The sequence below is a fragment of the Mesorhizobium silamurunense genome (genome assembly GCF_014843825.1).
Lineage (GTDB): Bacteria > Pseudomonadota > Alphaproteobacteria > Rhizobiales > Rhizobiaceae > Mesorhizobium > Mesorhizobium silamurunense.
Genome location: NZ_JHQR01000265.1, coordinates 1 through 12,549, shown reverse-complemented (window position 1 = coordinate 12,549; position 12,549 = coordinate 1). Strand labels below are relative to the sequence as shown.

At 66.1% G+C, this 12,549-nt stretch carries 12 protein-coding genes and 1 pseudogene; 4 read left to right on the top strand and 9 right to left on the bottom strand.

All coding sequences use genetic code 11. The annotated features are described in order from the left end of the window. The 3 genes and pseudogenes from DH10_RS27475 to DH10_RS27465 all read left to right on the top strand — a co-directional run. Positions 1 to 597 (top strand): annotated as a pseudogene (locus DH10_RS27475) (helix-turn-helix domain-containing protein); the annotation flags it as partial. 210 nt (positions 598 to 807) lie between these two features. Further along, entirely contained in the window at positions 808 to 939 is a 132-nt protein-coding gene (cydX, locus tag DH10_RS37280) for a cytochrome bd-I oxidase subunit CydX (protein WP_192257871.1), read from the top strand. 75 nt (positions 940 to 1,014) lie between these two features. After that, a complete protein-coding gene (locus DH10_RS27465) occupies positions 1,015 to 1,401 on the top strand; it encodes a hemerythrin domain-containing protein (RefSeq protein WP_192257873.1) in 387 nt (128 codons plus the stop codon). 15 nt (positions 1,402 to 1,416) lie between these two features. Here the strand turns inward: DH10_RS27465 and DH10_RS27460 are convergent, their stop codons facing one another. The 9 genes from DH10_RS27460 to DH10_RS27420 all read right to left on the bottom strand — a co-directional run bounded on the left by DH10_RS27460 (position 1,417) and on the right by DH10_RS27420 (position 11,307). Continuing rightward, entirely contained in the window at positions 1,417 to 2,139 is a 723-nt protein-coding gene (locus DH10_RS27460; RefSeq protein WP_312891359.1) for a Crp/Fnr family transcriptional regulator, read from the bottom strand. A gap of 88 nt (positions 2,140 to 2,227) precedes the next feature. Next, on the bottom strand, positions 2,228 to 3,214 hold the full coding sequence (locus DH10_RS27455) for an ABC transporter permease (protein ID WP_192257875.1): 987 nt from the start codon (positions 3,212 to 3,214) through the stop codon (positions 2,228 to 2,230). Then, positions 3,211 to 4,197 carry an ABC transporter permease gene (locus DH10_RS27450; RefSeq protein ID WP_192257877.1) on the bottom strand — a complete coding sequence of 329 codons (987 nt, stop codon included), beginning with the start codon at positions 4,195 to 4,197 and terminating at the stop codon, positions 3,211 to 3,213. The genes DH10_RS27455 and DH10_RS27450 overlap by 4 nt, the downstream gene beginning before the upstream one ends. Continuing rightward, the gene (locus DH10_RS27445; protein ID WP_192257879.1) at positions 4,194 to 5,741 is read right to left on the bottom strand and encodes a sugar ABC transporter ATP-binding protein; all 1,548 of its coding nucleotides are present in this window, start codon (positions 5,739 to 5,741) and stop codon (positions 4,194 to 4,196) included. The genes DH10_RS27450 and DH10_RS27445 overlap by 4 nt, the downstream gene beginning before the upstream one ends. A gap of 236 nt (positions 5,742 to 5,977) precedes the next feature. After that, positions 5,978 to 7,012 carry an ABC transporter substrate-binding protein gene (locus DH10_RS27440; RefSeq protein WP_192257881.1) on the bottom strand — a complete coding sequence of 345 codons (1,035 nt, stop codon included), beginning with the start codon at positions 7,010 to 7,012 and terminating at the stop codon, positions 5,978 to 5,980. A 75-nt stretch (positions 7,013 to 7,087) separates the two neighbouring features. Continuing rightward, positions 7,088 to 8,002 carry a sugar phosphate isomerase/epimerase family protein gene (locus DH10_RS27435; protein ID WP_192257883.1) on the bottom strand — a complete coding sequence of 305 codons (915 nt, stop codon included), beginning with the start codon at positions 8,000 to 8,002 and terminating at the stop codon, positions 7,088 to 7,090. A gap of 19 nt (positions 8,003 to 8,021) precedes the next feature. After that, positions 8,022 to 9,551 carry a mannitol dehydrogenase family protein gene (locus tag DH10_RS27430; RefSeq protein ID WP_312891360.1) on the bottom strand — a complete coding sequence of 510 codons (1,530 nt, stop codon included), beginning with the start codon at positions 9,549 to 9,551 and terminating at the stop codon, positions 8,022 to 8,024. Next, positions 9,548 to 10,330, bottom strand: coding sequence for an SDR family oxidoreductase (locus tag DH10_RS27425; RefSeq protein WP_192257887.1), 783 nt, complete (start codon positions 10,328 to 10,330; stop codon positions 9,548 to 9,550). Before DH10_RS27425 ends, DH10_RS27430 begins: the two co-directional genes overlap by 4 nt. Before the next feature lie 71 nt (positions 10,331 to 10,401). Further along, a complete protein-coding gene (locus DH10_RS27420; RefSeq protein ID WP_192257889.1) occupies positions 10,402 to 11,307 on the bottom strand; it encodes a MurR/RpiR family transcriptional regulator in 906 nt (301 codons plus the stop codon). Between the two features lie 183 nt (positions 11,308 to 11,490). On the opposite strand from DH10_RS27420, the gene DH10_RS27415 reads away from it, so the two are divergent. Continuing rightward, a partial coding sequence (locus DH10_RS27415; RefSeq protein ID WP_192385571.1) for a Gfo/Idh/MocA family protein occupies positions 11,491 to 12,549 on the top strand: 1,059 nt, incomplete at its 3' end.

The window sequence follows — 12,549 nt, the reverse complement described above, 5'->3', positions numbered from 1 at the left end:
CTCGATCAGCTCATGGCGGCCAAGGCTGCTCCGTTGGACATCCGCCCGGAACCGGCCGAGCCGCAGCCGAGCGCCGAAGACCTCGCCGAGCGGCGTGAGCGGATGGACCGCATCCTGCGCGCCATCCTGGCCGAGCCCGACGCCGGGTTCCGCGTCATCGGCGTGCTCTACCAGGAGTTCGTGGTCCGCTGCCGCATCGAGGCCCTTGCCTCGGTGGTGCCCGACCTTTCGGAATTCCGCCGCATGCTGACGCGCGCCCGTGCCGGCGTCGGCTCCGACATGGCGGAGGACGATGCATGGCGGGATGTTTCGGTGCGCGCCTCGCTTCTGCCGGAGGACATGCAGGGCGTGTTCATGATGATCGCGAGGGCCGCCAAGGAAGGCTGGCCCTGCCCGAGCGACGCGACGATCGCCCGCGCCTATGGCTCGCATTCGTTGCGCCGCGCGCGCCGGCTGCTCGACTATATCGAGGAGCAGGGCCTCATCGTCTGCCAGATCGACGGCACCGGCCGCCGCACGGTGACGCTGGTCGAACTTGCCTGGGCGACGGCGCCGGGCGATCCGAATGCGGAAGAGCAGGACAGCTCAGCGGCCTGACTAAAGCGTGTCGCGTGAGATTCACGCGACACGCTTCAAGTTTTTGATTTCAAGATGTCTTTGTCCCGAAACCGGTCCCACTTTCGGGAGACATGCTTTAAGGTTGCAACTCGATCGTGCGGGCGTCGCGAAGCGACGACGCGCGATGAGAGGAGATGACGACGATCCGGTCGGCTCGTCCGCCCGCTGATAGAAACCGGAGTTCTTGCCGTGTGGTATTTCGCCTGGGTCCTCGGCCTCCGACTGGTCGCCTCCGTCGGCATCCTCAACGCGCTCTGGTACGAGCTGCGCACCGTTCGCGAAGAGCCGATCGAAGATACCGTCGCCCTGCCCACGCCTTGAGCCTGGACGGAGGAGCCACCATGACGGGCGCAAAGCCGGAGCCGTTCCGCAATCCGGCCGACATGAAGCGCGCATATGCAGATGCTTGCGCTCTGCCATATGCTGGAAGGCATCGCCGACGACCTGCCGTCGCGGGTCGACCGCCTGCAGTGTCTGGCGGTGGCGGCGGACCTGTTGCCGCTGCTGCGTGAGTGCCACCGCTTCGAGGAAGACGTCGTCTTTCCCGCCTTCGCGCGGCAAACGGGCGGCGAGGAGATCGTGGCGCGGCTTAAGCTCGAGCACATGGAGGACGATTGCGCGGCGGCGGACCTCGGCGAGGCGCTGCTTGCCTGCGGCCATGGCCGGCCGATCGAGAACCCGGAGGCTTTCGGCTACATGCTGCGGGCGCTGTTCAAATCGATGCGCCGCCACATCGCCTTCGAACGCGACCATGTGCTGCCCGAGGTTCTCGGCCGCCGATAAAGCGTAGTGCCGGGATCAGTCGCCGGCGCGTGCCGCGAGACGCTGGATGTCGTCGACCATGACGTGACGGTTGTTCTCGACGCGGATCACCTTCTCGCCGCGCAGGCGGGTGATCTGCCGGCTCACCGTCTCCACGGTGAGCCCCAGAAAATCCGCGATTTCCGCGCGCGACAGCGGCAGGTCGAAAGAAGCGCCGCGGCGCTCGGGACCTGCGACGGGATCGATGTTGCGCGCGATCATCAGAAGGAAGCTGGCGATCTTCTCGGCGGCGGTCTTGCGGCCGAGCGTCACCATCCAGTCGCGCGCCTGGTCGAGCTCGCGCAGCTTTTGTTCGAGCAGGCGATGCTCAAGGTCCGGCTGCTCCTTCATCATGCGCTCCAGCGCCTGGCGCGGGAACGAGCACAGCTCGACGTCGGTCGCGGCCTCGGCGGTCAGCGTGCTCTCGGCCTGGAAGGGTCTGCCGAGGAAGTCGGGAGCGAACTGGAGGCCGACGATCTGCTGGCGGCCATCGGAAAGCGTCTTGGTCAGCTTCACGACACCCGAAAGCACGTTGGAGAAGCGATCGACGCTTCCCACATCGCTGACCAGTTCCCTACCGGTCTCGGCCTTGTGCCGTTTCGTCGACTTGGAAAGCGTCACCAATTGATCGGGGTTGAGCGCACCGCATATGCCGCGATGCCGCGCTTCGCATGAAACGCATAGGACCGGGATGCCCGTCGTGTGAATGTCTTCGCGCACGATGGAACACCTATAGTGTTCCCGCTGTCCGCCAGCAACGCATGGCAGGGCGCGATAGCGTCGCAGCCAGCATCCGCTTCCTGACTTCCTACCGGTCCTCGATGATCCTCAAATACGCTGCGGTCACGAACAGGACGATGAAGCCGAAAAGGATGCGGCGGCCGCCTTCGGGCATGTGCAGAATGGTGAGCAGCGTCGTCAGCACGGTCAGGATCAGCGCGCCGATGATGGTGCCCATATAGCCGCCGCGGCCGCCGAAGATCGAGGTGCCGCCGATCACGGCCGCCGCCACCGAGGGCAGCACCAGCGGCTCGGCGAGCGAGAGCGACGGCGCCTTGATCAGGCCGATATAGAGCAGTCCGGTGATGCCGGCGAGCAGGCTGGAGATGACGTAGAGCGCCGTGACCACCTGCCAGTAGCGGACACCTGAGAGTCTCGCCGCGTGCTCATTGTCGCCGACGGCATAGAGCAGGCGGCCGAAGCCGGTGCGGTTGAGCGTGAAGACGATCAGCACCGCCACCGGCACGAACAGGAAGAGCGCGTTGGGGAAGCCGTAGGTGAGGCCGGTGCCCAGCCAGTTGAGGAAATCCGGGATCCTGGCGCCGGAGGCGATCACGGTGCGCTGGTAGACCTGCAGGAAGCCGGTGCCGATCAGGCTGGTGCCGAGCGTCATGATCAGCGGATGGACACGGAAGACGCCGACGCCGATGCCGTTGACGAGGCCGATCAGCAACGCCGGCAGCATGGCGAGGACGCATGCCACCGCCGGATCCTGGTTGACGATCTGGGTCGCCATGATGAAGGCGCTCATCGTCGCCACCGTGCCGACGGAGAGATCGATGCCGCCGGTGAGCATGGTCATGGTCTGGCAGCCGGCGAGGATCGCCAGCGGAATGGCGAACTTCGCCGTGTTGGCGATCCAGCGCTCGTTGACGATGCCGGGGCGCAGGATCTGCAGGATCATCACCAGGATGACGAGCAGGATGATCAACGGAATGATTGGACGGTCCGCCATGAAGCGCTTCAAGCGGCGGCCGAAGGGGGCCGGCTGGGGCAAGGTCGCGCTGTTCGTCATGGCGTTGCTCCTGCCGGGCGGCCTCGGATGGTGATGAAAGCGCCGAACATCACGACGGCGACCATGATTGCGCCCTCGATGATGGCCGTGACGTTGGGGTCGATAGCGAGAAGCGTGAGGTCGGTGCGCACCAGCCTGAGCACGAAGACGGCGATGATCGGCCCGAGCAGGCCGCCCTTGCCGCCGCCGAGCGCGACGCCGCCCAGCACCACCGCGGCGACACTGGCGAGCAGATAGGGGCCGGGGATCGGCGCGCCGATGCCGGTGCTGATGGTGAGCGAAAGGCCGCCGAGCGCGCCGAACAGGCCAGAGAGCGCATAGGCGACGATCCTCGTGCGCGCCACCGGCACGCCGCTGCGGAAGGCGGCGAGCTCGTTGCTGCCGATGGCGTAGATGGAGAGCCCGAGGCGCGAGCGCCGGAGCGGGATCCAGACGATGAAGAGGCAGACGACGAGCAGCACCAGCGCCTTTGGAACCCAGGCATCGGCCCAATCCGGCAGGTAGGGGATCGGCATGGTGCCGACGACGGTTGCCTTCAGCCACTCGGCGGCGGCACCGCCGGGCGCGTCGAGCACCAGCAGCGCCGCCCCCTGCAGCACGAACAGCGTGGCCAAAGTGACGACGATATCCGGCACGCGGGTGATAACGATGAGGAAGCCGTTGAGCGCGCCAAGCACCAGCCCCATGGCCAGCACGAAGGGCACGACGAAGAATGCGTATTCCTCGCTGGCGCCGTTCATCATCGAGGCGGCGGTGACGCTGGTCAGCGCCATCATGGCGGCGACGGAGAGATCGATGCCGCCGGCAATGACGACGACGGTTTGCGCCGCCACTGCAAAAGCGTAGGGCAAAACTGCCCGCGCGAGCGAGCCGAAGTCGCCGCTGCCGTAGCCCGGCTGGATCAGCTTGGTGATGACGAACAGGAATACGAGCAGGGCGAACAGGCCGGCGACCCAGCCCTGGCGCCGCAGGAAGCGGGTCATGGCGCGGCCTCCGTATCGGACGCGGGCCTGACGTCGGCAAGGATGCCGACATCCTCCCTGGCGCCGCGCGGCAGGCCGTAGGCCGCCCGCATCAGCGCCGGCTCGTCGGCCAGCTCGACCGGGAAGGTGTCGACGACGCGACCGCCGAAGATGACGATGACGCGGTCGCAGACACGCTGCACCTCCTCCAGTTCGGATGTGTAGAAGAGGACCGACTTGCCGAGGCCGGCGAGCTCGCGCAGCAATTTGTAGATCTCCTGCTTGGTGCCGACATCGATGCCACGTGTCGGGTCGAAGCAGAGGATGGTGCGGGCATCCGCCGCGATCCAGCGGGCGATGGTCACCTTCTGCTGGTTGCCGCCGGAAAGGCGCTGCACCTCCCCTTGCGCGCGGGTGTCGATCTGCAGCCGGCCAATGGCGCTGGAAACCACCATGCGCTCTCTGCGCGCCTTGATCGGCCCCCATTTGCGCGGTGCCGCGCTGAAGGGGAGCGCGATGTTCTCGCGCACCGAGCGCTGCATGGCGAGCGCCTCGGTGCGGTCGCCCGGGACATAGGCGATGCCGGCGCGGATGGCATCGCTCGGATGCGAGAATTTTACCGGTGCGCCATCGACAGCGATCGTGCCGCCGGCCGGCCGGATCGAGCCGGCGAGGGCGGCGAAGAGCTCGTCCTGGCCCTGGCCCTCGAGCGCGACGACGCCGGCCACTTCGCCATTGGCGAGATCGAAGGAGACGTCATGCAGTTTGGTGCCGAGCTGCAGGTTGCGGACCGAGAGCCGAGGGTGGCTGTCTTTGGCGGCTGGCGTCTCATTTGCCATCCGCGCGGCGGCGACGCTGGTCTTTTCGATGCGGGCGCCAAGCATCATTTCGACGATCTTTTCCTCGATGCCCGGCTCGATGTCGACGACGCCGACGGTGGCGCCGTCGCGCAACACCGTGGCTCGGTCGCACAGCGCCGAAATCTCGACGAAACGGTGCGAGATGAAGATGACCGAGCGGCCGCTGTCGCCCTGGCGGCGCACGACTTCCAACACCTTTTCGGCGAGGTTGGCGGGAAGTGCCGCCGTCATCTCGTCGAGCAGCAGCACGTCGGGTTCGACGGCGAGCGCGCGCGCGAGGTCGAGCACGCGCAGCACGGCGAGTGGAATGTCACGCGCGGTCTCGCGTATGTCGAGATTGGGGATGCCAAGCTCGCGCACCCAGGCACGGAACGGCTCGACCGGCGTGCCGGTCAGCCGCAGGTTGGAAAGCACATTGAGGTCGGGGATCAGCGCCGGCTCCTGGTAGACCGGCAGCAGCCCGGCACGGCGCGCGGCGGCGGGCGAGCGCACGTCGCTGACCTCGCCGCGGATCAGGATGCGGCCGGCGTCCGCCCGGATTGCGCCGGTCAGGATCTTCACCAGCGTCGACTTGCCGGCGCCGTTGGCGCCCATCAGTGCATGGACTTCGCCCGGCAGCACCGATAGCGACGCATTGCGCAGCGCGGCAACCGCGCCGTAATTTTTCGCGACGCCAGTGGCGTCGAGGAGAGGGTTGCTGGTCAAAGCGTTCGGGTCTCGGGTTGTATGGCCTGTTTTGATGCAACAGTACGTCACGCTTGCACGGCGCATTGCAGAGCGGCCCCTTCTCCCCTTGTGGGAGAAGGTGGCCTCGCGAAGCGAGGTCGGATGAGGGGTGTTCCAGAAAACACCAACGCCTCATTCCTTCCAGCACCCCTCATCCGTCTCGGCGCTGCGCGCCGATCCACCTTCCCCCCGGGGGGGAAGGCGGAAGCCCAGACCTATTCGCCCGGGCCCTTGCAGGCGACGATCTGCTCCTTGGTATAGGTGGTCCAGTCCGGGATCGAGATCGAGACCGGCCATTCGGGGCTGAGCGACGGATCGGCGGCCGCCTTCAGCTTGGCCTTGCCCTCGTCGGTGGCGTTTTCCCAGAGCTGCGGCTCGACCAGGACGGTCTGCTGCGCCGGTTTCTTGCCGTCGAGGATCTGCAGCGCCAGCGTGACGCCGGCGCCGCCGATCGAGCCGGGGTTGGTGACGGCTGCGCCGACCAGATCTTTGACCGTGTTCAACTGGCCGACGAAACCGGCATTGTCGGCGCCGACCACCGGCACCATCGGCGCCTGCTGCTCGACGAGCGCGTCGACGATGACGTTGTCGATGCCGGAGGTCCAGATGCCGTTGATCGGCGTGCCGGTGGCGAGGAAGGAGAGGATCTGCTGCTTGCCCTGGTCCTGCTGCCAGCCGGTGAACACCTCCTGCGCGACCTTAACATCCGGGAATTCGGCCAGCGCCTTCTTGAAGCCTTTGTCGCGATCGCTGTCGGCGGAGGCGCCGGCGGCGCCGCGCATGTAGAGCACCTCGCCCTTGCTGCCCATCTGCTGGAACAGCCACTTGGCGCCGAGATAGGCATATTGTTCCTGGTTGTTGGAGATGATGTAGGCGGAAGGCTCGGTCACCGCCTGGTCGACGGCGACGACGACGATGCCGGCCTTGGTGGCTTCCTCGAGCCCAGCCTTGATGCCTGCCGGGTCGGCCGGGTTGACGACGATGGCGTTGACCTTGGCGCTGATCAGGTTGCGGATGTCCTCGAGCTGGCCGGCGGCGTCGGTGTTGCGGTGGGCGATGTTGAGCTTCGCCACCTCGCCGGAGGCAAGCGCCTGCGCCTTCATCGCGCAGATCATCTCCTCGCGCCAGCCATTGCCCTGTACGGTGTTGGAAATGCCGATCGTGTACTTGCCTTCGGCGGACGAGACGCCCACCGAGGCGAGCAGGGCAGCACCTGCAAGTAGTGGGGCCATGGTCATGTATTTCTTCATTTCAGTACTCCTCCACATTGACTGTCAGTTGCAGTTCTAGGGCTCCAATGCGATCGGAGCCAAGCCGTTGTTCCTTCATTTGACGAAGGGACGCAGCACGTCGCGGGCCAGCAGGAAACCGCGCTTCACCTTGTCGTCGCTCCCCTCGAACCGGCGGTCCTCATGCTCGATGATGACCGGACCGTCATACCCGGCCCGGTAGAGACCCGAAAAGATGGTGCTCCAGTTGATGTCGCCCAGCCCCGGCATGCGCGGCACCTGCCAGCCTATGCCGGCGGAAAGAATTCCGCGCTCGTACAAACCATCATGATCAATCATCAGGTCCTTGGCATGAACATGCAGCATGTGCGGGCCGAACTCGCGGATGAAGCGCTCCTTGTCGATCATCTGCCAGACGAGATGCGAGGGGTCGAAATTCATGCCGACATCGCCGCCCCAGGCCTCCAGGATGCGGCGCCAGACATAAGGCGAGTAGGCGATGTTGTGCCCGCCCGGCCATTCGTCATAGCTGAAGATCATCGGGCAATTCTCGAAGGCGAGCCTGACGCCGTGCTCGCGGGCGTGGGCGATGATCGAGGGCCAGATTTCTTGCGCGGTTTCCCAGTTGGCGTCGACGGTCTTCGAGGCGTCGCCGCCGCAGAAGGTGTTGACCAGAGAGACCCCCATGCGGCTCGCCAGCACGATCACCTTCTTCAGGTGATCGATCACGGCCTCGCGATGCGCCGGATCGGGGTGTAGGGGATTGGGGTAGAAGCCGAGGCCGGAGATCGTCAGGCCCTTGCCGGCAAGCTCGGCGGCGATGTCCTTCGCTTCCGAGGCGGAGGTGCCGGCGGCGTCGATATGGCTGGTGCCGGCGTAGCGGCGGCCGGCGCCGGAAGCTTTCGGCCAGCAGGCGATCTCAAGCGCCTCGAAGCCGACCGAACGCGCCCAGCCGGCGACCTCACCGAGCGGCGTATCCGGAAACGGTGCGGTGAGCAGTCCAAGCTTCATAGTCCCTCCCAGCTCCTAACTATGCAGATCGGGCCGGCTGCTTCAACCGGACATCTGTTGGCTCAGCGCAGACTTGTCCGACAAAGCCCATCGGGTCGTCCGAAAGCAGGCCTTCGAGAGCGGCGATGACGTGCGCGCGGAATGTGGCGTCGGCGGCAAGCGCCGGATCGAAGACGGCATCGATGGCGAGGATCGCATCGGTGAGGGCCTTGCTGTCCGCGCCAATACGATCGGCAATGGCCGCGATCTTTTCGGCAAAGGGGTCGGACACCGGCCAGGCGCGGCCGAAACGCGCGGAAGCCTTGACCAGATAGGCCATCCAGCCGGCGACGGGCACCGACAAAAGCGCGATGCTTTCGCCCTTCGCCAGGCGGTCGCGGATCGGGTTGAGCAGGCGCTGCGCGATCTTCTGCGAGCCGTCCGTGGCGATCTGGTGATTGCGGTGGCGGATCGCCGTGTTGGTGAGGCGCGCAAGGCTTTGCTCGACATAGGCCGGCGGCGAAATGCCGGGAACCGGCATCAGCGTCGGCAGCGTCTCTTCGCTCAGCATGCGGCGGACGAAGGTGGCAAGAACCGGGTCGGCCATGGCGTCCGATGTGTGCTCGAAGCCGCCGAGCACGCCCAGATAGGAAAGCGTCGTCTGGGCGCCGTTCAGCACCCGCATCTTGAGATGCTCGAACGGCGTGACGTCGTCGACGAAGGTCGCGCCGACACGGTCCCAGCGCGGCACGAGACCGGCGAAACGGTTCTCTATCACCCATTGGCGGAAGCGTTCGCCGACGACGACGGCGCTGTCGCGATAGCCGAAGCGCCCCTCCACGATATCGATATCGGCCTCTGTCGTCGCCGGCGCGATGCGATCGACCATGGCCGAGGGGAAGGCGACACTGGCTTCGATCCAGTCCGCCAGTCCGCTGCCGCGCCGTTCGGCGAAAGTCCGCACGACATTGCCGAGAATGGTGCCGTTGGCCGGGATGTTGTCGCAGGACAGCAGCGTCACCGGCCGGCCATGCGAGACCATGCGCAGCTCAAGCGCCCGTGCCAGGATGCCGGGCACGCTGCGCGGCGTCTGCGGGTTGGCGAGATCGTGGACGATGTCGGGGTGGTCGAGGTCGAGCGCGCCGCTCGAGGGGATGTGGCAATAGCCCTTCTCGGTCACCGTCATGGTGACCATCCCGATGTCGGGCGAGGAAAGCACTTCGAGCGCCGGGAAGGCGTCGTCCTGGCTGTCGACGACGCGCACGATGCTGCCGATGACGCGGGCCTCGACCTTGTCGTTCTGGCGGATCAGCCGCGTGTAGAGACCGCCTTGCCGGCCAAGCGTCTGGCCAAGCAAAGGCGGGCGGATGTTGATGCCGACCAGTCCCCAGCGGTCGAAATCCGTTGCCAGAAGGTCGTCGGTGTATTCGGCCTGGTGGCAGCGGTGGAAGGCGCCGACGCCGATATGCGCGATGCCCGGCTTGAGCGCCGCGCGGTCGTAGGCTGGAGTGCCCACCTCCGGCGGCAAGCGGCCGAGCAAGGCGGGGTCGAGGCGCCCGGCGGCGCTCACCGGTTCGCTCCGACCACCCATTGCTCCTGGTCGATCAGCGCGCCGGTCATCGGGCCGGCCGCGTCGGAGAGCAGGAAGATGGCGAGGTTGGCGATGTCGTTCACCGAGAACAGCCGGCCGAAGGGTTGCGCGGCGTTGGCGGCGTCGAGCCAGCCCGGGCCATGGCCAAGCGTTTCGGCCTGCATGACGCGTTCGGCCGGAGTGTCGGTCCAGCCGACATTGATGCCGTTGACGCGGATGCGGTCGAAGCGATGGGCGTTGGCGGCGTTCTTGGTCAGCGTTGCCAGCGCGCCTTTGGTGGCGGAATAGACAGCAAGCTCGGGGGAACCGCAATGCGCATTGATCGACAGGATGTTGACGATGGCGCCGCCCTGTCCGCGCTTCTTCATGTCGGCGATGGCCGCCTGCATCAGGAAGAAAGGCGCGCGGGCGTTGGCGGCGAACAATGGTTCCCAGTGGTCAAGGCCGGCGTCGACGAAGGAGGCGCGGTCGGTCAGAGCCCCTGCATTGACCAGGCCGTCGATGCGGCCGAAGCGCTCGATGCATGCCCCGGCAAGCAGCGCAGGAGTCTCCGGGTCGCCGAGGTCGGCGGCGACGAAAGCGGCAGGCGCGCCGATCGCCGCCAGTTCTGCCGCGACAGCGTCGCCGCGTTGCCGGTTACGGCCAGTGACCAGCAGACCTTCGGCGCCGGAGCGTGCAGCCGTCTCGGCGATCGCACGGCCAATGCCTTGCGTCGCGCCGGTGACCAGCACCACCTTGCCGTCGAGCCGAACCTCCATTCCTCCTCCCGGAATAAAGTTTCTATTTTTTCAAATATGGAAGGATAGTTCCCTGTAGTCAACCGTGCCGGTCAGCCTGTCCGGCGCGCGACGATGCCGTGGACCAAAGCCATGCCGACGGCCAGCGAAGCGGCCAGCGAGCGGAAGCCGGCGAAATCCTGTTCCACCACCTCCAGCCAGGTGTCCGAAAGTTTCACCAGCGGCGAAAAGGTGCTGTCGGTGATGGCGACGATGCATGCCCCGCGCTCATGCGCGACGGCGACCAGGTCGGGCGTGATCGAATTGTAGGGGCTGAAGGAGACGGCGAGCACCGCGTCGCGCCGGCTTATGCAGCCGACCTGGTCGAACGCGGTCGAGCCGACATTGTCGACCAGCACGTTGCGCACGCCTTGTTGCGACAGCGTCAGCGACAGATAGGCAGTGACGGGGAAAGCGCGCTTGCTGCCGATGACGTAGATCAGTTCGGCTCCCGCAAGCAGGTCGACCATCTTTTCGAAACTGTCGGTATCGAAACCGCTGCCGATGCGGCCGAGCGAGGCCTGCGAAGCGCCGACCATGCCGTTGAGGAAATGCAGATTGGCGTTGGGTTCTGCCGCAGGCTCTTGGCTGCCCTGCTGGCGCCCTTCCGGCCAGGACCCTTTCATGTGGTCCTTGAACAGGCCCTGGAAATCGGAAAATCCGGCATAGCCGAAGATCTGCGCGAAGCGCACCAGGGTCGAGGGCTGCACGCCGGCCTGGTCCGCCACCTGGGCAATCGTGCCGAGCGCAACGTCGCTCGGATGCTGCCACAGGAAGATGGCGACCTGGCGAAGCCGCTTCGGGAAATGCACGGTGCCGGAGGACAGCACGGCGCGCAGCTCTTCATAGGTCTGTGGTTTGGTGTAGCCGAACGCTGCCAGAGAACGGCTGCGTTTTCTCGCCGCCGTCTCCAGGCTGTGCGGAGACGGCTCATCGGCTGCTTTGCGACGGCCGCTCATACGACGTACTCATTGACGGCTTGGAACATCCGAACCCTTCCTCCGGATGCGGCCCATCGACCGGGCCACGGGCAAACGCTATCGCGGCACAAGAGTTTTACAAAACGAAAAATAGAAATATCATTCGAAAAGTTACGGCGGCGGCGCTCACAACTGATCGACATTGAGGGAGGAAATCGAAACGTGGTCTATGCAACCGCCGACGGAACCTCGCGCAAACGCCTGACGGTCGGCATGGTCGGCGGTGGTCGCAACGCCTTCATCGGTGCTGTGCATCGCCTCGCCATGCGGCTCGACGACCAGATTTCGCTCGTCGCGGGCGCGCTTTCCTCGGATCCCGAAAATGCCGCGACCTCTGCCGCCGAGATCGGCATCGCGCCCGAGCGCAGCTATGCCGATTACCACGCCATGGCGAAAGCCGAAGCGGCGCGGCCTGACGGCATAGAGGCGGTGGTCATCGTCACGCCCAACCACCTGCATGCGCCGATCGCCACTGCCTTCCTCGAGGCCGGCATCGACGTCATCTGCGACAAGCCGCTGTCGATGACGCTTGCCGAGGCCGAAGCGCTGGTGGCACTGACGCGCGCGAAGAAGCGCCGCTTCGTCGTCACGCTCAACAATACCGGCTACGCCATGGTGCGGCAGGCGCGCGAGATGGTGGCGGCGGGCGCGCTCGGCCGCATCGTTTCCGTGCATGGCGCCTATATCCAGGACTGGCTGACGCAGCCGATCGACGCACAAGGACAGAAGCAGGCCGAATGGCGCACCGACCCGGCGCGCGCCGGGCAATCGGCGGTGCTGGCCGACATCGGCGTGCACGCCTTCAACCTGGCGAGCTTCATTTCCGGCTTCGAGGCCGAGGCGGTTTCGGCAGACCTCTTCACCGCCGTGCCCGGACGGCGGCTCGACGACAATGCGCATGTGCTGGTGCGCTGGAATGGCGGCGCGCGGGGCACCATCCTCGCCAGCCAGACCTCGCCCGGCCATTACAACGACCTCTCGGTGCGCATCTATGGCGACAAGGCCGGGCTCGAATGGTCGGGCACGCGGCCGGAGGAACTGCGCTTCTCGCCCTATGGCGAGGAGACCCGCATATTGGTGCGCGGCGGCCACGGCTCGGCGGCGGAAGCCCGGCGCGTGTCCCGCATGCCGGCCGCGCACCCGGAAGGCTACATCGAGGCCTTCGCCAATTTCTACCGCGACGCCGCCGACATCATCCGGGCGCATCGCTCGGGCGGAACG

What these genes read in the sequence shown, in the direction of transcription:
- DH10_RS27465 (WP_192257873.1), top strand. Translation starts at nt 1,015, where the DNA reads ATGCAGATGCTTGCGCTCTGCCATATGCTGGAAGGCATCGCCGACGAC.
- DH10_RS27455 (WP_192257875.1), bottom strand. Translation starts at nt 3,214, where the DNA reads ATGACGAACAGCGCGACCTTGCCCCAGCCGGCCCCCTTCGGCCGCCGC.
- DH10_RS27450 (WP_192257877.1), bottom strand. Translation starts at nt 4,197, where the DNA reads ATGACCCGCTTCCTGCGGCGCCAGGGCTGGGTCGCCGGCCTGTTCGCC.
- DH10_RS27440 (WP_192257881.1), bottom strand. Translation starts at nt 7,012, where the DNA reads ATGAAGAAATACATGACCATGGCCCCACTACTTGCAGGTGCTGCCCTG.
- DH10_RS27435 (WP_192257883.1), bottom strand. Translation starts at nt 8,002, where the DNA reads ATGAAGCTTGGACTGCTCACCGCACCGTTTCCGGATACGCCGCTCGGT.
- DH10_RS27425 (WP_192257887.1), bottom strand. Translation starts at nt 10,330, where the DNA reads ATGGAGGTTCGGCTCGACGGCAAGGTGGTGCTGGTCACCGGCGCGACG.
- DH10_RS27420 (WP_192257889.1), bottom strand. Translation starts at nt 11,307, where the DNA reads ATGAGCGGCCGTCGCAAAGCAGCCGATGAGCCGTCTCCGCACAGCCTG.